The 19730-nt window shown below is 48.4% G+C and carries 21 protein-coding genes; 7 read left to right on the plus strand and 14 right to left on the minus strand.

Annotation, left to right across the window (positions count from 1 at the left end; translation table 11 throughout):
- Positions 1 to 176: 176 nt before the first annotated feature.
- Positions 177 to 641, minus strand: a complete 465-nt coding sequence (locus ATG66_RS19215; protein WP_098416805.1) for an ATP-dependent Lon protease — start codon at positions 639 to 641, stop codon at positions 177 to 179.
- Positions 642 to 761: 120 nt separating this feature from the next.
- Positions 762 to 1529, minus strand: a complete 768-nt coding sequence (gene bioH, locus ATG66_RS19220) for a pimeloyl-ACP methyl ester esterase BioH (protein WP_179885737.1) — start codon at positions 1527 to 1529, stop codon at positions 762 to 764.
- Between the two features lie 84 nt (positions 1530 to 1613).
- On the opposite strand from bioH, the gene ATG66_RS19225 reads away from it, so the two are divergent.
- From ATG66_RS19225 to cysQ, 4 genes are all read left to right on the plus strand, one after another.
- Positions 1614 to 2339 carry a ComF family protein gene (locus ATG66_RS19225; protein WP_098416807.1) on the plus strand — a complete coding sequence of 242 codons (726 nt, stop codon included), beginning with the start codon at positions 1614 to 1616 and terminating at the stop codon, positions 2337 to 2339.
- A 97-nt stretch (positions 2340 to 2436) separates the two neighbouring features.
- A complete protein-coding gene (nfuA, locus tag ATG66_RS19230; RefSeq protein WP_098416808.1) occupies positions 2437 to 3021 on the plus strand; it encodes a Fe-S biogenesis protein NfuA in 585 nt (194 codons plus the stop codon).
- Between the two features lie 159 nt (positions 3022 to 3180).
- Entirely contained in the window at positions 3181 to 3750 is a 570-nt protein-coding gene (gene nudE, locus ATG66_RS19235; RefSeq protein WP_098416809.1) for an ADP compounds hydrolase NudE, read from the plus strand.
- A 44-nt stretch (positions 3751 to 3794) separates the two neighbouring features.
- Positions 3795 to 4622 carry a 3'(2'),5'-bisphosphate nucleotidase CysQ gene (gene cysQ / locus ATG66_RS19240; protein WP_098416810.1) on the plus strand — a complete coding sequence of 276 codons (828 nt, stop codon included), beginning with the start codon at positions 3795 to 3797 and terminating at the stop codon, positions 4620 to 4622.
- A 171-nt stretch (positions 4623 to 4793) separates the two neighbouring features.
- Here cysQ and ATG66_RS19245 read toward each other — a convergent pair whose 3' ends face one another.
- The 12 genes from ATG66_RS19245 to gspC all read right to left on the minus strand — a co-directional run bounded on the left by ATG66_RS19245 (position 4794) and on the right by gspC (position 16101).
- Complete coding sequence (locus tag ATG66_RS19245) at positions 4794 to 5555, minus strand: type II secretion system protein N (protein ID WP_098416811.1); 762 nt, start codon at positions 5553 to 5555, stop codon at positions 4794 to 4796.
- A 1-nt stretch (position 5556) separates the two neighbouring features.
- The gene (locus ATG66_RS19250; protein WP_179885755.1) at positions 5557 to 6048 is read right to left on the minus strand and encodes a type II secretion system protein M; all 492 of its coding nucleotides are present in this window, start codon (positions 6046 to 6048) and stop codon (positions 5557 to 5559) included.
- Positions 6049 to 6056: 8 nt separating this feature from the next.
- Positions 6057 to 7259, minus strand: a complete 1203-nt coding sequence (gene gspL, locus ATG66_RS19255) for a type II secretion system protein GspL (protein ID WP_179885738.1) — start codon at positions 7257 to 7259, stop codon at positions 6057 to 6059.
- Entirely contained in the window at positions 7228 to 8238 is a 1011-nt protein-coding gene (gene gspK, locus ATG66_RS19260) for a type II secretion system minor pseudopilin GspK (RefSeq protein WP_098416814.1), read from the minus strand. The genes gspL and gspK overlap by 32 nt, the downstream gene beginning before the upstream one ends.
- Positions 8231 to 8899, minus strand: coding sequence for a type II secretion system minor pseudopilin GspJ (gspJ, locus tag ATG66_RS19265; protein WP_098416815.1), 669 nt, complete (start codon positions 8897 to 8899; stop codon positions 8231 to 8233). The genes gspK and gspJ overlap by 8 nt, the downstream gene beginning before the upstream one ends.
- Entirely contained in the window at positions 8886 to 9275 is a 390-nt protein-coding gene (gene gspI, locus ATG66_RS19270) for a type II secretion system minor pseudopilin GspI (RefSeq protein WP_098416816.1), read from the minus strand. Before gspI ends, gspJ begins: the two co-directional genes overlap by 14 nt.
- Complete coding sequence (locus ATG66_RS19275) at positions 9262 to 9861, minus strand: GspH/FimT family pseudopilin (RefSeq protein ID WP_098416817.1); 600 nt, start codon at positions 9859 to 9861, stop codon at positions 9262 to 9264. Before ATG66_RS19275 ends, gspI begins: the two co-directional genes overlap by 14 nt.
- A gap of 30 nt (positions 9862 to 9891) precedes the next feature.
- Complete coding sequence (gspG, locus tag ATG66_RS19280; RefSeq protein ID WP_098416818.1) at positions 9892 to 10335, minus strand: type II secretion system major pseudopilin GspG; 444 nt, start codon at positions 10333 to 10335, stop codon at positions 9892 to 9894.
- Positions 10336 to 10398: 63 nt separating this feature from the next.
- On the minus strand, positions 10399 to 11616 hold the full coding sequence (gene gspF / locus ATG66_RS19285; RefSeq protein ID WP_098416819.1) for a type II secretion system inner membrane protein GspF: 1218 nt from the start codon (positions 11614 to 11616) through the stop codon (positions 10399 to 10401).
- Positions 11616 to 13118, minus strand: a complete 1503-nt coding sequence (gene gspE, locus ATG66_RS19290; RefSeq protein ID WP_098416820.1) for a type II secretion system ATPase GspE — start codon at positions 13116 to 13118, stop codon at positions 11616 to 11618. Before gspE ends, gspF begins: the two co-directional genes overlap by 1 nt.
- Positions 13111 to 15141 carry a type II secretion system secretin GspD gene (gene gspD / locus ATG66_RS19295; protein ID WP_098416821.1) on the minus strand — a complete coding sequence of 677 codons (2031 nt, stop codon included), beginning with the start codon at positions 15139 to 15141 and terminating at the stop codon, positions 13111 to 13113. Before gspD ends, gspE begins: the two co-directional genes overlap by 8 nt.
- 36 nt (positions 15142 to 15177) lie before the next feature.
- Positions 15178 to 16101 (minus strand): type II secretion system protein GspC, encoded by a 924-nt coding sequence (gene gspC / locus ATG66_RS19300; protein ID WP_098416822.1) that lies wholly within the window; start codon positions 16099 to 16101, stop codon positions 15178 to 15180.
- Between the two features lie 242 nt (positions 16102 to 16343).
- Between gspC and hslR the strand changes: the two genes are divergently transcribed.
- From hslR to pckA, 3 genes are all read left to right on the plus strand, one after another.
- Positions 16344 to 16730: a ribosome-associated heat shock protein Hsp15 gene (hslR, locus tag ATG66_RS19305; protein WP_098416823.1), complete on the plus strand. Its 387-nt coding sequence runs from the start codon at positions 16344 to 16346 to the stop codon at positions 16728 to 16730.
- 31 nt (positions 16731 to 16761) lie between these two features.
- On the plus strand, positions 16762 to 17637 hold the full coding sequence (gene hslO, locus ATG66_RS19310) for an Hsp33 family molecular chaperone HslO (protein ID WP_098416824.1): 876 nt from the start codon (positions 16762 to 16764) through the stop codon (positions 17635 to 17637).
- A 336-nt stretch (positions 17638 to 17973) separates the two neighbouring features.
- Positions 17974 to 19602, plus strand: a complete 1629-nt coding sequence (gene pckA / locus ATG66_RS19315; RefSeq protein WP_098416825.1) for a phosphoenolpyruvate carboxykinase (ATP) — start codon at positions 17974 to 17976, stop codon at positions 19600 to 19602.
- The last annotated feature ends 128 nt before the right edge of the window (positions 19603 to 19730 follow it).

A 19730-nucleotide genomic window follows, 5' to 3' on the forward strand; every position in this document is an offset into this window, starting at 1 on the left:
ACGCCCATAGTCAAAATAATTGCAGTTGCCATTAGGTGACAAGTTATTCCAACCGTGATTAGGGTGGGATGGCATAGTCAACAACGCTGCAGCTTCAAGTAGGAAGAGTATAAAAAGAAAACGCTCCAATCAGTCAATCTGCTTGGAGCGTTTTATTTGCGTCGGATATTGAGTCGTCATAATACTGCTATCACTTCTGACGGTGTATGGGGCGCGACGGAATGACCATAATGGAACTTGATCACTTTCCGGCGCCTTTCCATTAATCCTTCATTGATCGCAGCATCCAAAATGCGCTTCGGTAAGCGAAAGCGTATCGTGTAGCCCTTGCCCTGATCTTCACTGTACGACTTGAGCGCCAGCAAACTGAAAAGCCGCTCCAAGGTTTCTTCTGGCTCTTCGTGATAATGCGTATCGACTTCAGTCCCTACTTCATAGTCGGGATGCTCGGAAGGATCCCAAGAAGATTGGCGTCGCCGCTTATCATCACCTTTTACTTTTCGCTCTGCATTGGTTTTTGCCAAGGCGATCGTTGGCGTCACAGGCTCTCGGACTTTGTTGTCACGAGCAGCTTGCTCCGTTTGCACATTCACGGATGGGACGATCAGTGGCACACTGATGTTGGTCGGTGACACAATCATTGCGGACCCTCCTCAGAGTCGCCCAACTCGTCAATATGGCGAGCTTATAAGATAAAGCTCAGCCAACCTTTATATCGACCAAAATTTAAACAACTTTAGTTTTTTTCAGCTCGCCATTCGTTAATTGTGAGCAAAGCCTCGGATTTGGGAGCAAAATTCATCATGTTCCGTCATAAACGGCGCATGAGAGGATTGGCTGAACACAAACTGCTGGGTATGCGGTAGCTGAAAGCTTAAATCGTTTGCCACTTTAATCGGTACCAAACCATCCAAGCGACCATAGAGGCGCAACATCGGCATCGTTAACGAGCTAAGTGCATCTCGCAAATCCACCTCCGCTAAAATATTTAACCCGACGAGAAGAGAGTCGGGGTTGGGTAGAGGGCGTGACAACACCGCTTGTTTGAGCTGTTTAACGTCTTGGCGAGCTGACGGACTCCCCATGGCCTGCAGAGCCATGAAGCGCTCAATCGTCAGCGCAAAATCTTCGTTCAACTGAGAGGTAAACGCGCTAAGCACATGAGGTTGAATGCCCCGCCACGGTTTTTCTGCCGCAAATTTAGGCGAACTGGCCACCGTGATCAGTTTATGGACGCGATCCGGTCTAGTGAGTGCAATGTGCATCGCCACCAAACCACCTAGCGACCAACCGAGCCAAATCGCTTTCTCTGGCGCGTCTTGTATGACCAAATTCGCAATATGCGCTAAATCTTCGCCATGCTGCTCGGCGCTATGTCCGTACCCAGGAAGATCCACCACATGGACACAGAAATCGGTTTCAAGCGACTCAACGGTTTGCTGCCACACCGCGCCATTCATTCCCCAGCCATGCAATAGCACCAGATCTGGCCCCTGACCGAACGACTGCCAGTGTAATTTCGTGTTCATGCTCTCAATCTCTCCCACTTATCCTATTCCTTGCCTCAGCGCCCAAGCGTTAGGCTGTCCACAACCCTACTTTGAATGAATTGTATGTTATCTCATCACTGGCAAAACATCATGCATCGCGTGCTCAGTAGCCAATGCGGCTTGTGTCGGCTCCCTATCCACCCACGGAGCCATTCTAATGCACTGCGCTGGTGTGAACACTGCTTGCAGTATCTCGCTCCAGTCAAGCGATGTCGGCGTTGTGGTTTGACCTTAAAGGAAGAAGAAGCCGAGATTGATAATGTATGTGGCGATTGCCTATCCGAACCGCCGCCTTGGCAACGGTTGTTTACGCTGGGCGATTACGACTTTCCCCTCTCACGAGAAGTACAGCGTTTTAAAGATCACGGTGAGTCTTGGCATGTAAAAGCCCTGACCCAGCACTTTGCGCAGCGTATTACCGCCCCTGCGTCACTCATTACCAGCGTGCCGCTGCACTGGCAACGTTACCTGCATCGCGGCTTCAATCAAAGTGATGTGCTCGCCAGACATTTGGCCCTGCATTTACAAGCGGATTTCGACGGCCAAGTTTTCCGTCGCGTGAAACATGCGCAATCACAACGAGGCCATACCAAATCGAGTCGGGAGCAAAACTTAACTGGAGCGTTTGTGCTTGCGAACAAGCCCAAATATTCTCGCGTGGCCATTGTTGATGATGTGGTTACGACTGGCAGCACGGTCCGACAATTATGTCATTTACTACTTGAAGTCGGCGTAGAAAGCATCGATATTTACTGTCTCTGCAGAACGCCTGCTCCTCATTCTCTCTAGATCGCTTCGCCATGCCTTAGCATCAAAAAGACTAGACCCATACGTCAACAAGAGTAGAATAGCAGCAGTAACCTACAAATTTACTCGGGTATTCGTCGTGTCAAATATTACTATTACAGAAACTGCGCAAACGCATTTCGCTAACCTTTTAGGCCAGCAGCCTGAAGGGACCAACATTCGTATTTTCGTTGTGAACCCAGGTACACAAAACGCTGAATGTGGCGTGTCTTACTGCCCACCAGAAGCCGTGGAAACGACCGACACTCAAATTCCTTACAGCGGCTTTTCAGCTTATGTGGACGAGCTAAGCCTGCCATTCCTGGAAGAGGCTGAAATCGACTTCGTTACCGATAAAATGGGCTCTCAACTTACGCTAAAAGCACCAAACGCAAAAATGCGTAAAGTGTCGGATGACGCTCCTTTGGTTGAGCGCGTTGAGTACGCTATCCAAACGCAAGTCAATCCACAGCTTGCTGGTCACGGTGGTCACGTTAACTTGGTTGAAATTACAGAAGATGGCATCGCTATCGTTGCATTCGGTGGCGGTTGTAACGGCTGCTCGATGGTGGACGTCACACTGAAAGAAGGCATTGAGAAAGAGCTGCTAAACCAATTCATTGGTGAATTAACAGCCGTTCGCGATGCAACAGAACACGACCGTGGTGACCACTCTTACTACTAAGCGGACACACTGTCAGAAAATGGGAGGCTTCGGCCTCCCATTTTTATATCTCACCGCGGCCTTAGCCAGAAAAATCAGCTAGAAACTCAAGCGGAGTTCTCATATATTAAGCATCTTACGCACCTCGTAATATGCCAACGACACCAAGGAGCCAGCGCCATGTCGAAAAGGACCCCTCCAGAGATTCTCTCTTGTCAGACGGTCGCACAGTCTAAACTGTTTGCCGTGGAAGCCCTGGATCTTCGCTTTTCTAATGGCGAACGCCGCACATACGAACGCATGAAACCAAGTGGCCGCGATGCCGTCATGGTGGTGCCTGTGACAGAACAAGGTGACTTACTGTTAGTACGCGAGTACGCCGCTGGCACTGAGCGTTATGAGTTGGGCTTCCCTAAAGGTCTTATCGACCCAGGCGAAACCGCGCATCAAGCCGCAAACCGAGAGTTAAAAGAAGAAATCGGTTTTGGTTGTGGCCAACTTACCCCGCTTAAACAAGTCATCCTCGCTCCTTCTTACTTTTCGAGCAAAATGACTCTATTTTTAGGCCAAGCGCTTTATCCAGAAAAGCAAGAAGGTGATGAACCTGAACCTCTGGAGATTGTGCGTTGGCCGCTTGCGCAAGCGGAAGAGTTATTAACACATTTGGATTTCTGTGAAGCACGAAGCATCACCGCGCTGATGCTGGCACTGAAACACTTACCAACCACCACTCACAGACATAATCAATAACGGCCATGAGAGCCGAATAACATTGTGAGTAAGGACCATAACTTATGCCAATGACAAAAGACCTCTCTCATCTGCTTCCTCACGTTATTGAGATCGCCCGCAGTGCGGGACAACTGATCCTCGATATCTATGAAAAAAAACAATATGAAGCGTATACCAAAAGTGATCAGACCCCTGTAACGACTGCCGATATTGCCGCACACAAACTCATCACCAAGCGTTTGAGTGAACTGACTCCTGACATTCCGGTGCTGTCTGAAGAAGACGCCGACATTAGCCTCGAACAGCGCGCTCAATGGAAACGCTATTGGCTGGTGGACCCTCTCGATGGCACGCAAGAGTTCATCGCCCGCAGTGGTGACTTCGCCACCGTCATTGCTTTAGTCGACAACAACAAACCTACCATGGGCGTGGTTTATGCGCCGGTATCTGGGGTTACTTACTACGCGTATGGCGGCAAAGGTGCCTGGAAGATTCCGGACATGTCAGATAGCGTGAAAATTCACACGCACAAGCATGAACAGCCCGGACACAATATTGCCATTGCCATTAGCCGTCGCCAAGACATCAACCGCATCACCCATCGCATGAGCAGGGCTTGGAATTACGATTTAATTCCTCTCGGTTCTGCCGCATTAAAGGCCTGCTTGGTGGCCGAAGGGGCTGTCGATTGTTATCTACGCTTAGGGCCAACCGGAGAGTGGGACACGGCAGCAACGCAATGTATTGTGGAAGAAGCCGGGGGACGCATTCTCAACACCCAATTAACCCCACTGTCATACAACGAGCGTGAAACTCTAGAGAACCCGAACTTTATCGTCTTAGGTGATGCCGACTTGCCATGGGATGAGATTCTACAACGCAAAGATTAGGCTCGCGCATTCTTAGTCCTTACGCTAACCGCATCAGCTAACGAATAGGCCGCGAATCCCATCCGTGGCCTTTGTTGATCTTCATTTACCGCGTTCAACGCATTGGATCTAGCATGACCCAAAAACAAGAAGAGCTGCCCATTGGCAGCCCTTCTTCGTGTTCGTTCGGATTTAAAACCGACCTTTATAGTCAAACTCATACTGCCCCTGAGCATTTGGCTTACCTAACCACTTTAGCTGCTCGCTCATGCTCGGCGGAAACTCAGCACCAGGCTTAAACCACGCTGTGGTTGAGTAACGTTGATTAGGCATTAACTGTGCTGAGAATGCCGCAGACACCTGCGGGCTGCTTTGCTCCCCTGATGCCGTCAATACACTGTCTTGGCAATGGAAGTCTGCAATCACAGGCCCGAGATCCAAGCTCCCCACCGGACTTTGAATGCCACTGGCATTCCATACCAGAGTGCCCTCGCCCGTTTTACACCAAGGCGCAGCATAAGTGGCATGACGAATATTGAGCTCTAGCTGTCCATCAACGCCAACTGGCACCGGAAGGCGCGCTTGCTCGACCACGTTAACTGCTGGGATCGATGCGACTAAGTTGTGTGCATAGGGTCCGTCACTCAGGCTATAGCCCACAAACCCTCGGCCTCGAACATCCATATCACTGCCTCGGCCAAAGCGCACTGCAAACTCAGCTTTACCAGTAAATAAGCTCGACCATTGGAAGTCCCAATTGACCTCACCAAGGTTTTGACCTTGCCAGCGAACACTGGCCGCTTGACCCTGCCATACCGATCCGTGGGCGCCTTGTATATCTAAACCTTTAACCGTTGGTGTTTGCTGAAGCACCCAAGACACGGGTAACCCCATCATCAAACTGACAGAAAAAAAGGTCATAAAGATCACAACGTAAAGTACTACTCGTTTCACCTTAACCTCGCTTAAACTGAAGGCGGTTTACATCAACCATGCCGGTTGGATCAGTTCGGTCGATATCTAAAAACTCAACGTCGATACCTTGTTGTTCTTTTAAATAACGCAGCCAATCCACCAGCTGGTTAAACACCAAAGGCTTGATCCACACTTGAACGCTCTCATTGCGAGGCTGCACTCGAATAAGTTCAACATTAAAACGGCGAGCAGAAGAAGCAACCAATTGGTTCAATGGTTGACTTGAGTAACTGACACCACGACTTTTACGCAGTGCTGTAATGTCATCCGCCTTGTTTTGCACCCACGTTAGCAGTTGCTTCTCACTTTGAATCCGCGATTGTGCGAGTTCTGCTCGTTGGCTCATCGGTTGTAAAACGCCCCAATAAACCATGCCAATAATGGCGATCGCACCACACCCCATCACTAGACGCTGCTCACGCTGTGAGATGCTACTCCACCAAGCTTGTGCTTGAGAAATTAACTGTTTCATCATCACCCTCACAAACGCTTCAAGACAAAGCTGCCCATCACGACGTTATCGCTGCGATTAAGCTGACCCTGTTCAACATTAAACTGCTCCGCCAACTTGACGCGAGCTTGCTCAAAAGGCTGAAAATCTGAACTGCGAGCTTGAATACGCACTTCACCACGTTGACCGTCATATTTGAAGCTGGTGATTTCCAAATCATTAATCTGCCCAAGGGTAGCAGGCAAAGCCGCCAGCCATGACAACATCGCTCGCTCATCACCACTGCCCAATAAACGACGTTCTTCATCGTTCATTTGTCGCTTAAGATAACTCACGGTCGGGATACGACGCTTATTCGGAAATATCTGGCGGAAAACACGTTCACTTTCAGCGCGGTAGGCTTGAGCCTGAGCTTCATATTTATGCACGGTAAGCAACTGCTGAGCGACCATAACCACCAGCAAGGCCCCCGCAGCAATAGCGGCTTTTTGCCATAGTTTCCAGTATTTCCCCCAAGAAGATTTCGGTTTAAAGACACCAGTCAGCAAATTAATTTTGCTCTCGGCGGCCCCCTTTGCCAGTAACCCCATGGTCATCTCTTCTGGCTGCGGAACCCAAATATCCGTCAACGTCGATTCTGGTACTGAGCTATAACAGTCAAGCTTCCAATCTGCATGATTTTGTACATAAGAAGAGAGATAAAGGTCTAACCATGAAGCGTCAACCACTGCACCTTCCGAGTGAGAATGTCGAATAAGCCACTGATCACCCATCACTGCAGCACTACTGTGATCCCCATTAACAGGCAATGCCAACACATCTGGCAAGATCCGCTTGATCACCATACCTTGACTGGTAAAACGCTGTAGCACCGTTTTCAGCCAGCCACGCTCGACGGCGCACACTTGCGCTTTATTCGCTTGTTTCCCCAACACGGTAAAATGAAGACCATCAACATCTTGCGCCACCTCATCTTCAATTAGGTAGGGCAACATGCTGTCGAATTGACGTGCAGCACCAGGCGGAATATCCACTTGTGTCAGAACCACATCATTACTTGCCAGCAAAGCCACGACTTGACGTTGACCAGCATAGGCAACCAATTCATCCAAGTGTTGCCAACCGGCAATTTCACCACTGGCAATCACTTCCTGCTGCTCTGTCGACCACACCACCCATGGAATGGTACTTTGTTGTTCGCTACTCAGCCGAACGGTCAGAAACTCGCTCACTGATCCCTCCAAAACGACGGCGAACTACGGTCACCGTTTCTCTATTAGTACTTTGCAAAAGGCTTCGGATTCGTACTCGTGATTCATCCACCAACACTTGTGCATCCAGTTCAAAAAAGGCGCTATCCACACCCAAATAGCCTTTGGCGTTTTTCTTTACATCTTCGCTCACGCCAGCTATTTCTGACTCCGCTAAAAACTCGTCAATACTATCCCACCCATCAAACGGGCGTTTTTCTATCAACTGAATTGCATCGCTGCGACTTAGGTTTGGCGCAAACATCGCGACGAAGATCACAGCTTGCTCGACTTCAATCGTATTGACGTTTAATCGCCAATCATCACTCGGGATCGCGCACACTAGTGGCTCCACCTTTTGATAAATCTCACCACTAACCTGATATACCGAGCGCCACTCAGTGGCATCAGCCATCCAACCGTTGGCCGATAAATAGGCGGGCTTCATCGCTTCATAGGTACTGTCTTCAACCCCCACCGTTGAGCGAACGATGTTATCAGAATCAATATATTCCCAAGTGGAGTCAGCGATAACCTCGGCCTGATAAGGATCGACATCGGATTCTTCAAGCAAACTCTGTAATACACGCACTAAATACGGTCGTACGGTTTGCTGCCCTGTCGGTTGCACACGACTCAATACATTCAGATTGAAGCAGGCCTGTTTGTCCCGGATACGCCCGGCCGCTTGGCCGTAATCGAGGGGGTACACCTGCTCTTTGATTGCCCACGGTTGGCTCATGTTAATCGTATCGGTATCTTGATAGCTTTGTTCAATACCGACTTTGGCGAGCGCTTCCACCCCCAAGCTATACCAATAAGCTTGTTGGTAATTAATCTGATTCGACCCCCGTTGAAACTGCAAAAACAGGCGTTCTGACATGCTGGCGGCGACTGTCGCCATGATTGCTAGCAGCATCAATACAATAATCAAAGCAACGCCACGTTGACGGTTAATCATTGCCGTCCCCCGCTTCGGTTTGGCGGAATGTGCCATCAGGAGTCAAGTAAGTACGGGCAATGTCACCGTAATCTTCCAGCTTAAGCTCTACAGATACCGCTTTAGGTAGTGCTTGGTCGTTCTCCCACTGTGTTGTCCATTGCTTGCCATCATAGAAACGCATGTCGAACGATTCGACTTGGGTTAACAATGGCGTCACAATGCCTTCTTGCCCGACTGGGGTATCTGGGTAACGCCACCACACCCGTTGCAATGTTTGATCTTTTAGACGGTAGCCCACTTTAGTGACTTCACCCCGAGGGAACTGTTGCTGTGGGTTGTGCCATCCTAAACGAGCAAACATTAAACCTTTGGTGTCCGAGTCCAACAAATAGTCTGACCAAAAAATCAGTTGGCTATCAGGGTCTTCGCCATTGGTTCGCGTTTGACGCAACGCCATTTGACGAAAATCGTTGTCCATCATGACCATGGCGCGCTGAAGTTCATTTAGGCGCTGGGTTCGCTCCTTTGACAACACGTTACTGCGCTGCACTTGCGACACCACTTGATACGCCGCGACACTGAGGCTGGCAAAGATAGCAATCGAGACCAACACTTCAATCAGTGTAAAGCCTTGCCCCCTTCGGCGCTTAGCCATGCGCTGGTTTTTATTGCGCCACATAACTTCTTACCGTCACGATTGGGCTCGCGTTTTTCTCTATCGCGACGCTGACATCAAATGCTTTCAGTAATGGCTGCGTGGTAGCAATAGGCGTGAGTTTCCAATACCAAGTGCGCCCGGCTAATTCTTCCGTCCCCTGTTGAGCTTTTAGCTCACCGGTACTTAACATCACATTGGCCATTTGATTATCCACCACCATGGCTGCAAACATTTTTTCTTCTAAGTAACCGATAGTATTAATATGTTGGCTGACTGAGCGAATGACACTGATCGCTGCAGTCGCAAAAATAGCCAGAGCAACTAACACTTCCAGCAGCGTCATGCCCTTCGTCCGGCGACGGCTCAAATGTGGGCGAGTTTGCTTAAAATAGCGCATTCTCATCCTCTTTTACTTCTTCACCTGGCGCCAATAGCAAGATTTGTCCGCTCTCCTTACCGACGACTCGCCAGCCATCATTAAACGCGTCACTGTTTTGCGGAAAGAATGACAACGTAAACGGCGTCACCTCTGCACTAGAAAAGATAAACACTTGCGGCGGCTTAATTTGCTTTTCTTCATCTTCTTCAACGAACATATCCTCGTCAAAAAGAGAGCCCGGTTTGAATAGGCGATCATCGTTATCCCAAGCCCCACCGCCAAGTTCGAGCTGCAAAGTGATGTCGTCTTCGAGTTTGGTTTTGCTTGGGATCTGGTTCAATTCCAGTGGTTGCCAACCGTCCGCGCTCAAACTTAACAACACATACGTCGATTTGGCCTCATCAACGCGCACACCAAAGTCTTTACCACTCAGCACCGCTTCTTCGTTAAGCAACTGTAAGCGTTGAAAGAAACTTTGAGCATGCTGTTTTGAGAGGTCTTTTTGACTGGTCGGTAATGTCGTGATCACCGCGACCGCAGTCAGAGACAGCAAGACCAGCACTAATAGAATCTCTATCAATGTAAAACCGTTGTGTTTTGGCATTTTTTCCATTAGTGCTGGCTTTAGCTCAATTTATTGAAAATCTTGCATGTTCCAGTTGCCAATATCCGCAGCTGGCCCTTCCCCGCCCTCTTGGCCATCAGCGCCTAGAGTGAAGATATCAATCGTCCCGTTATCACCAGGGCTTAGATACTGGTACTCATACCTCCAAGGATCATTGGGAAGACGCTTGATGTAACCGCCATCCCGATAGTTACGTGGCTCTGGGTTTGACGGCTTGCTGACTAATGCTTCTAGACCTTGATCTGTTGTTGGGTACACACTGTTATCCAGCTTGTACATATCCAGTGCGTTTTCCAGCGCGACAATGTCGGTGATGGCTTTTTGTTGGTCAGCCTTCTCTTTGTTCCCCAATAAGTTTGGTACGACAAAACTGGCCAAAATACCTAAGATAACGACTACCACCATCACTTCTAACAATGTGAAACCGTGTTGCTTACTACGCTTAAATTTCATTTTTTTCTCCGAAAGTTAGTTCAAGCCATGCCTACACAAAATAGACACGTCTTCACTCGAATATTATCCGCTCATCAAGTTATTCATTTCTAACATTGGCATCAAGGTCGCCATCACAATAAACAGCACGAGGCCTGCCATTAAGGCAATGAGAGCGGGTGTGAAGATCCCCAACGCAATATTGACTGTCGATTCAAAATTTTGGTCTTGGTTGTCTGCCGCGCGAGTGAGCATGCTTTCTAATTCGCCACTTTGCTCCCCGCTGGCAATCATATGCAGCATCATGGGTGGGAATAGTCGCGTTTGGTCTAGCGCTTTACGTAGGCTCGCCCCTTCTCGCACGTTATCGGCTGCAATCAACACTTGTTGTTTCACATAACGATTCGACATCACATCAACCGCAACACGCATGCCTTCTAGGATAGGAATCGCACTGGACGTACAAATCGAGAGTGTTCGTGCAAAGCGCGCCGTATTCAAGCCTCGAGAAATCTTGCCCAGTAGCGGCAAGCTCAAAATTTTTCTATCCCAAGCTAAGCGAAAGTCGGGCTTTTGCAACGCAAGTTTGAGCCCGTAAAAAAACACCACCAGCACGACGAAGATGATAAGCCCCCAATTTTGCACAAACTCACTCGCCGCCAGTAAGAACTGCGTTGACTGCGGCAACTCTTGCCCCATTTGAATGATAGGTTCAATGATTTTGGGGACGACAGTTGCTAACAAAAACGACACAATCACGACGGCAAATACCACCAATACCACTGGGTAGATCATCGCTTGGAGCAATTTCGAACGCATTTTTTGCCGGTTTTCTACGTAATCAGCCAAACGCTCTAATACGGTATCTAGGTGACCAGACTTCTCACCCGCGGCCACCATGGAGCGGTACAACTCATCGAATACATGAGGGTAATCGCCCAAACTGTCCGCGAGTGGATAACCTTCGGTGACTTTAGAGCGAACCGCAGCCAACATTGAGCGAATACGCGGTTTGTCCGCCTGCTCAGAAACGGCACGCAAACACTCTTCCAATGGCATGCCCGATTGAACCAAAGTCGATAATTGCCGCGTAATTAACGCTAGCTCTGCGGTTGAAATACCACGCTTAAAACTGACCGAACCAGAAGACTTCGCCGTCTTTGCTTTGGTTTCCACGACTTCAACTGGGAGCATGTCTTGCTCTTTCAGTCGTTGACGTACTTGGCGAGCATTATCCCCTTCTATGGTGCCTTTCTTTTGCTTGCCTTTCGCATCCAGCGCTTTGTACTCAAATGCCGCCATTACGTTTCCTTCGTCACTCGCATCACTTCTTCAAGTGATGTAATTCCTCGGCGTACTTTGCTTAAACCATCGCTGCGAATACTTGGCGTATGGGCACGAACGGCTCTCTCAATTTCTTGCTCGCCCGACTCTTTATGAATGAGTTCTTGAACCTGGTCGTTCATCATTACAAGTTCATGAATACCGGTACGTCCTCGATAACCTTTTTGGTTACACGTCTCACAACCTTTCGCACGGTGAAGCACTAAAGCGTCATGCTCTTCCATATCGAACAATTTCTTTTGTTCTGAATCAGCTTCATACGGCTCTTTGCAATCCGCGCAAAGCGTACGGACCAAACGCTGAGCTAGCACGCCTAACAACGAAGATGAAATCAGGAATGGCTCAATCCCCATATCACGTAAACGCGTGATTGCCCCCACCGCGGTGTTCGTGTGTAGAGTCGACATGACTAAGTGACCAGTCAAAGACGCTTGAACCGCAATTTGTGCCGTTTCCAAGTCACGGATCTCACCGACCATCACAACATCCGGATCCTGACGTAGGATCGCACGCAACCCTCGTGCAAAGGTCATCTCCACTTTCGGGTTAACTTGAGTCTGGCCAATACCATCGATATCAAATTCGATCGGGTCTTCAACCGTTAAGATGTTGCGCTCGTTACTGTTGATCTCTTGCAGACCGGCATACAAGGTGGTGGACTTACCAGACCCTGTCGGACCGGTCACCAAAATGATGCCGTGAGGGCGCTGGATCAGGTGACGGAAGTTATTGTGCACAGAGGCTGTCATACCCAAGCTGTGTAAATCGAGACGGGTGGCGTTTTTATCCAACAAACGCATGACCACTCGCTCTCCATGAGAAGACGGCATGGTAGACACACGCACATCGACCGCACGACCGCCAATTCGCAAAGAAATACGACCATCTTGAGGTACGCGCTTTTCGGCAATATCGAGTTTCGCCATCACCTTGACACGCGATACCAATAATGGCGCCAGTTTGCGACTTGGCGTTAACACCTCGCGCAACACACCATCAACACGAAAACGGATCGACAAGGTTTTCTCGAAGGTTTCGATATGGATATCCGACGCACCTTCTTTGATTGCTTCACCTAACATGGCGTTGATCAGCTTGATGATCGGGGCATCACCTTCCGACTCGAGCAAATCTTCATCATGTGGTAACTCTTCAGCCAGAGAGAAGAAGTCGTCGCTATCGGCACCGATGTCTTCCATTAGTTGGCGAGCTTCTGAGGAGTCACGTTGGTAAGCTTCGGTCAGTTTTTTATCGAATGCTTCTTTATCGATAGGCTGAGGCACGAAGCTTCGCTTCAGGACGCGACGCACTTCAACCAAAGCCGCAGGGTTTATCGGCTCCACATAGTAAAGAATGGGAGGACGCTCTGGGTGCTCTGTCTCCAACACCAGTTTAAAGCGATTGGCAAAACTGAATGGCAGACGACGCATACTGGGCGCAGTGTCTAACATATCAACCATTAGTTTTTTCCATCTGATCAATAAACGCTTGAATTTCTGCTGGGTGCTGACGTTCTTGGCCGAATGCTGGCATAACTGGAATTTTTTCATCACCCATTAATTTCAGACCTTGCTCCGCTCGATACAACTGCTCGGCGCGAATAAAATTGTACTTACGTTGTGTAATACCGTCAGCGGTCACACCATCACGAATGATGGTCGGCTTAATAAATACCATCAAGTTACGCTTTTGCGTCTCCGTGCTGGTTGATTTAAATAAGTGACCTAGCACAGGAATATCCCCCAGCAGTGGCACTTTCGATTCGCTTTCTAATGCTCGTTCGTCCACCAAACCACCAAGCACCAACATTTGCCCATCTTGGACCATCACCGATGTATTCAGTTGTCGTTTAGCAAAACGTACATCGACCGCTCCATTTGCGCCCAACACGTTAGAGACTTCTTGTTCAATATCCAGTTGAACCGAATCTCCTTCGTTGATTTGTGGTACCACTTTAAGTTTGATGCCCACTTCTTTACGATCGACCGTTTGGAAGGGGTTGTCATTGTTAGAGCCGGCTGTAGAGCCAGTAATGACAGGCACTTCTTCACCAACAATAAATGATGCTTCGCCATTATCCATGACGGTGATACTTGGAGAAGATAAAATGTTTGAGTTGGAATCGGTCGCCACCGCACTCACCAAAGCCGTCCAGTCACCCATTACGATGCTCATCGCCGCGCCATTGACGCCGCTTAGAGCCGAGGCCAAAGTAGAGTAATCGCCTTTCGTCGTGGTTTCTTCGTAGTACTTGATAGCACCTGTATCCGAATCTCGGATCAGCTTTTTCTCTACAGTATCCTTAGACTCTTCCAAGCCAACAATCACCTGACCGATGGGCGCCCCGTTATTCCCGTATTGAATCACCGCTCCGGTTTCCAACGAGCCCCATTGCACCCCTAAGTTGATGCCATCACCTTCCGACATTTCAACGATCAACGCTTCGATAAGAACCTGCGCACGACGAATATCCAACTGAGCAATGACGTCTTGGAGTGCATTCATAATGTCTGGCGGGGCAGTTAACACCAGCGCGTTGGTGGGCGCGTGAGCGGCAATCACCACTTCACCTCGCTGTGCACCTGATGATTGTTGGCCGACTTGCTTTTCCGCTTGTAGGTTGTCGGAAACGCCTTTTAGGACGTCCACCAAATCTTCTGCTTTGGCGTTTTTAAGGTATACCACGCGGTTGTTGCCTTTGGTCGCCATTTCAACGTCAAGCTGACGAATCAAGCGCTTAAGACGGGCACGTACTTTCGGCTCACCCGAAATCAAAATCGCATTAGTACGCTCATCAGCAACAATCTTAGGTTCAAGGAATTCTGGGGTGCTCTTCTGGTTCGCACTCTTATTCAACGCAACCACAATTCGCACCATTTCTGCTGCAGAAGCATTACGCAATTCCACTAGCTCAATTTCTTTGTCGCCAGCTTGGTCCACACGTTTGATGATTTCGGCCAAACGATTCACCACCGCAGCGCGTCCAGTGATCAAGATGATGTTGGCTGGGTCGTAGTGCACAACGTTGCCCGCACCTGCATTATTAATTAACTGGCGCAGTAAAGGAGACAACTCACGGACCGACACGTTGCGCACCGCAACGACTCGCGTGATCACACTGTCGCCTTGCGCACTGCCGTCACCTAACACTGGAATAGCCGACGTTTTGGAGTCTTTCGCTTTGATAACCTTAAGTACACCGTTGTCCATTTCTACGACGGCGTAGCCGTATACTTCGAGTACGTTAAGGAAGAAGCTGTAATATTGCTCTTCGTTAAGCACGTCATAGCTGCGGACGTCGATTTTCCCACGCACGGATGGATCAACGATGATGGTCTTTTCTAAGTTACGACCAACGATATTGATGAACTCTTGAATATCAGTACCTTTGAAGCTGGCACTGAATTCGTTTGCTATTGCACTTGGAGTGCAGAGTAAACTTCCTGCCAGTAGCCAAGCGCTTTTGCTGAACCAATGTTTCACGTATGTCTCCCTGAACTTACGCCGGTTGCCTAAGTATTACAATTGGATATAGATCTCGTACTGTTGACCATTGCGCTCAACAGTTAAATTTAATTCTTGCGGATCGCGCATGACTTGCATCAGTTGGACTGAAGAAGATGGATCACTTAAATCGATCCCGTTTAGCTGTACTGCGATATCACCGGGTTTTAGGCCCACATCATTAAACAGCGCCGCATCACGCCCCGGTGACACTCGATAACCGACAATGCCTCCGTCTCTTTTCACTGGTGAAATAGCGATGTATTTGAAAACACTTTGTGGATCTTTCGCTATTTCTTCTCGGATTTGCGCTAATTCGTCCCCGATGCCAGCGCTAGACTCGACTTGTTGAGCTTGGCTGCGCGCAGACCGTGACGATTCGGATAGCTTCTTATACTCGAGCCCCTGCATCATTAAGGTCTCATCTCGCCCTTGGTTGTCAATGATAACGCGATCCACCAACACCGCTTTTAACGTTGCACGCGTCCCTTCAATTTCTTCTCCAAGTCCGTAGGTTGCTTGCTTCCCGCGGTTGGCAACCACGGCCAAACTCGTATTGGGGTCACTACTCGCCACAGCGCCAACAAGGGTTAAGTTGAGACGCGTCTTAGGGGCATCTTTCACCACGGGTTGCTCTATTGCGACAGGCTTTTGCTCAGTGTACTTTCCGAATAGGTTGGCATTTTGAAGGGCGTTGAAATCAATCGCGCTATTTTCATTACTGGCGACAACGTTGCTCACTGCTGGTTGCCATTGCGGCACATCCGACGCTTGCGGTATGGCTAACCACACGATCTTACCCAGTATCCAGCCAATGACCGCAATGAAAAGGCAGGTTAGCAACAAACTGAGCTTTGCTTGAATCGTATGATTATTGGACTTTAACTGAGCCAGTAGCGGTCTGCTTGATAATCCTGCACTTAGCTCTAAACGTTTCACTGCGTGGATTCCTTTATTCTATTCAGCTATAACAATAACTATCGACTTTAACTTGCTAAATTTGCAATAAAATTATTACTCAACAAAGAGCAGTGAACTATATCACAACTTGGATTTTGTACCTTTTTCTTATGCCGTTTTTGCCAACTACCTTGAAAAAAATCCACCTTGACTCCATCTGTAGGTGAATAATCACTCACTCATTGCCACATTCAGGCAGTGATTAGATAGCGTTGTGTTCTATGAGTTCCTTAAATGAAGCCGTGAGGCTAGATAAATGGCTGTGGGCCGCAAGATTCTATAAAACCCGCTCTATCGCTCGTAACATGGTCGATGGCGGCAAAGTCCACTATAATGGCCAACGAAGCAAACCAAGTAAAATCGTTGAAGTGGGCGCTGAAGTAAGACTTCGTCAAGGCAACGAAGAAAGAACTGTGATCATCGAAAAAGTCTCTGATCAACGTAAAGGCGCCCCTGTCGCACAAACCTTGTATCGTGAAACTACTGAAAGTATCGCGAAACGTGAGGAACACGCGACACAACGTAAGCTTAATGCCCACAACCCAAGTCCAGATCGCCGCCCAGATAAGAAGCAGCGCCGAGACATCATTAAGTTCAAAAATCAATAAAAGCCGGAATTACCAACGAGGAAAGCACTCCATGGCAAATAATGTTTTAAACCGCTACCTATTCGAAGACCTTTCCGTACGTGGCGAGTTGGTACAATTGGATGAAGCGTACCAACGTGTTATCTCCAGCAAGGAATATCCGGCAGCAATAGAAAAACTGCTGGGTGAGCTACTCGTTTCAACCACTCTTTTAACTGCCACTCTTAAGTTCGAAGGCTCTATCACCATTCAGCTGCAAGGCGATGGTCCTGTGTCTCTTGCCGTTATCAATGGTGACCACAAGCAACGTGTTCGTGGTGTCGCTCGTTGGGAAGGCGATATTGCCGATAACGCCAACCTTCACGAGCTCATGGGCAAAGGTCACCTCGTGATCACTATCGAACCAAAACATGGTGAGCGTTACCAGGGGGTGGTTGGGCTAGAAGGTGACACGTTAGCTGACGTTCTAGAAGGTTACTTCGCAAACTCAGAGCAGCTCAAAACGCGCCTATGGATCCGCACGGGCGAGCACGAAGGCACGCCACACGCTGCCGGCATGCTGCTTCAGGTGATTCCAGATGGCACTGGTTCACCGGATGATTTCGAACATCTAGAGCAACTGACGGACACCGTCAAAGACGAAGAGCTATTTGGCCTAGAAGCCAACGAACTACTGTACCGTCTATATAACCAAGACACAGTGCGTCTTTACGAACCACAACCAGTCGAATTCCATTGTGGCTGTTCTCGTGATCGTAGTGGTGCCGCTATTATCACAGTTGAAAAATCTGAAATTTATGACATTTTGGCTGAAGTTGGTTCGGTTTCATTACATTGTGATTACTGCGGTACAACATATACGTTTGATCAATCAGAAGTGACCGAACTCTATGCGCAAGCTTCTACAGATAATAAAACCCTGCATTAATTCTTACGACTTATCAAGCACGTAATTCACCCAAAAAAGGCCAGCTCAATGCTGGCCTTTTTGTGATCCACCCCCCGTAACACTTGGCTTTAGACGTAATAAAACAACCACTTAATTTTAAATAATTAATAACGCTCCCGCCCTAGCGCAAAGGATTGCGCGCACGATAAACTATTCCCCACCAATATGTGACGGGTCACCTAAAAACTCACTGAAATCATGGATATTTTTTGAACTGTCTCCCTGTTTTCTCTCCGCCCCGTTGCTAGCATGGTGAGCAGATTAAAATAAAAACATCTTTACAAAATCCCTACAAAATCCTTATAAGGAGCACCTATGACCGTTATGGAACATACTAAGGCTGCAACACTTGATCTAACCAAACACGGACTGCATGACGTCAAAGAGGTTGTACGCAACCCAAGCTATGAAATGTTGTTTGAGGAAGAAACGCGTGAAGACTTAACCGGTTATGAGCGCGGTGTGGTTACTGAACTAGGTGCGGTTGCCGTTGACACTGGCATCTTTACTGGTCGCTCACCAAAAGATAAATACATCGTCAAAGACGCTACCACTGAAGAGCATATGTGGTGGACGTCTGATCAAGTAAAAAATGATAACAAACCAATCTCTCAAGAAGTATGGAATGAGTTGAAGGAATTGGTGACAAACCAACTGTCTAACAAGCGTTTGTTTGTCGTTGACGGTTACTGTGGTGCAAACCCTGATACACGCTTGAGCATTCGTGTTATCACGGAAGTCGCTTGGCAAGCGCACTTCGTTAAAAACATGTTTATTCGCCCAACCGAAGAAGAGTTGGCAACCTTTGAGCCCGACTTCGTGGTCATGAATGGCGCAAAATGCACTAACCCAAAATGGGAAGAGCAAGGTTTGAACTCGGAAAACTTCACCGTCTTTAACCTCACTGAGCGCATGCAGCTTATCGGTGGTACTTGGTACGGTGGTGAGATGAAGAAAGGTATGTTCGCGATGATGAACTACTTCCTTCCTCTCAAAGACATCGCATCGATGCACTGCAGTGCAAACATGGGCAAAGAGGGTGATGTGGCAGTATTCTTCGGTCTGTCTGGTACCGGTAAAACAACGCTTTCTACCGACCCTAAACGTGCGCTGATTGGTGATGATGAGCACGGCTGGGATGACGATGGCGTCTTCAACTTTGAAGGCGGTTGCTACGCGAAAACCATCAAACTATCGAAAGAAGCAGAGCCCGATATCTACAACGCCATCCGACGTGATGCGCTACTCGAAAACGTCACCGTTCGTGGCGACGGCTCTATCGATTTTGATGACGGTTCGAAGACAGAAAACACCCGTGTTTCTTACCCGATCTACCACATTGACAACATCGTGAAACCGGTATCAAAAGGCGGTCACGCGAATAAAGTGATCTTCCTCTCTGCAGATGCGTTTGGCGTACTGCCTCCTGTGTCTAAATTGACTCCTGAACAAACTAAATACCACTTCCTCTCTGGCTTTACTGCGAAGCTTGCAGGTACAGAGCGTGGTATTACTGAGCCAACACCAACCTTCTCTGCTTGTTTCGGCGCGGCGTTCTTAACGCTTCACCCGACAAAATACGCAGAAGTATTGGTGAAACGTATGGAAGCGGCGGGCGCAGAAGCCTACCTCGTAAACACAGGTTGGAACGGCACAGGTAAGCGCATCTCTATCCAAGATACGCGTGGCATCATTGATGCTATCCTAGATGGCTCTATTGAAGAAGCAGGGACTAAACATATCCCTATCTTCAACCTTGAAGTGCCGACGTCACTGCCTGGCGTAGATCCAAGTATTCTCGACCCTCGCGAAACTTACGTAGACCCACTACAATGGGAAAGCAAGGCGAAAGATCTGGCTGAGCGCTTCATCAATAACTTTGATAAGTACACAGACAATGCGGAAGGCAAATCTCTGGTTGCCGCTGGGCCACAGATTGATTAATCCCAAGCCAATCTAAGTCGACCGTGACTTAGTTACAAAAAACTTCTTCAAGCCCCTCTTTTGAGGGGCTTTTTATTGAATACCGCACAAGATTGATACAAGCTAACACTTATCTAAATCATTTGAGA

This window comes from Vibrio sp. ES.051 (assembly GCF_002563795.1).
In the GTDB taxonomy this organism is placed as follows: domain Bacteria; phylum Pseudomonadota; class Gammaproteobacteria; order Enterobacterales; family Vibrionaceae; genus Vibrio.

What these genes read in the sequence shown, in the direction of transcription:
- ATG66_RS19215 (WP_098416805.1), bottom strand. Translation starts at nt 641, where the DNA reads ATGATTGTGTCACCGACCAACATCAGTGTGCCACTGATCGTCCCATCC.
- bioH (WP_179885737.1), bottom strand. Translation starts at nt 1,529, where the DNA reads ATGAACACGAAATTACACTGGCAGTCGTTCGGTCAGGGGCCAGATCTG.
- ATG66_RS19225 (WP_098416807.1), top strand. Translation starts at nt 1,614, where the DNA reads ATGTTATCTCATCACTGGCAAAACATCATGCATCGCGTGCTCAGTAGC.
- nudE (WP_098416809.1), top strand. Translation starts at nt 3,181, where the DNA reads ATGTCGAAAAGGACCCCTCCAGAGATTCTCTCTTGTCAGACGGTCGCA.
- cysQ (WP_098416810.1), top strand. Translation starts at nt 3,795, where the DNA reads ATGCCAATGACAAAAGACCTCTCTCATCTGCTTCCTCACGTTATTGAG.
- ATG66_RS19250 (WP_179885755.1), bottom strand. Translation starts at nt 6,048, where the DNA reads ATGAAACAGTTAATTTCTCAAGCACAAGCTTGGTGGAGTAGCATCTCA.
- gspK (WP_098416814.1), bottom strand. Translation starts at nt 8,238, where the DNA reads ATGATTAACCGTCAACGTGGCGTTGCTTTGATTATTGTATTGATGCTG.
- gspJ (WP_098416815.1), bottom strand. Translation starts at nt 8,899, where the DNA reads ATGTGGCGCAATAAAAACCAGCGCATGGCTAAGCGCCGAAGGGGGCAA.
- gspI (WP_098416816.1), bottom strand. Translation starts at nt 9,275, where the DNA reads ATGCGCTATTTTAAGCAAACTCGCCCACATTTGAGCCGTCGCCGGACG.
- ATG66_RS19275 (WP_098416817.1), bottom strand. Translation starts at nt 9,861, where the DNA reads ATGCCAAAACACAACGGTTTTACATTGATAGAGATTCTATTAGTGCTG.
- gspG (WP_098416818.1), bottom strand. Translation starts at nt 10,335, where the DNA reads ATGAAATTTAAGCGTAGTAAGCAACACGGTTTCACATTGTTAGAAGTG.
- gspF (WP_098416819.1), bottom strand. Translation starts at nt 11,616, where the DNA reads ATGGCGGCATTTGAGTACAAAGCGCTGGATGCGAAAGGCAAGCAAAAG.
- gspE (WP_098416820.1), bottom strand. Translation starts at nt 13,118, where the DNA reads ATGGTTGATATGTTAGACACTGCGCCCAGTATGCGTCGTCTGCCATTC.
- hslR (WP_098416823.1), top strand. Translation starts at nt 16,344, where the DNA reads ATGAGTTCCTTAAATGAAGCCGTGAGGCTAGATAAATGGCTGTGGGCC.
- hslO (WP_098416824.1), top strand. Translation starts at nt 16,762, where the DNA reads ATGGCAAATAATGTTTTAAACCGCTACCTATTCGAAGACCTTTCCGTA.
- pckA (WP_098416825.1), top strand. Translation starts at nt 17,974, where the DNA reads ATGACCGTTATGGAACATACTAAGGCTGCAACACTTGATCTAACCAAA.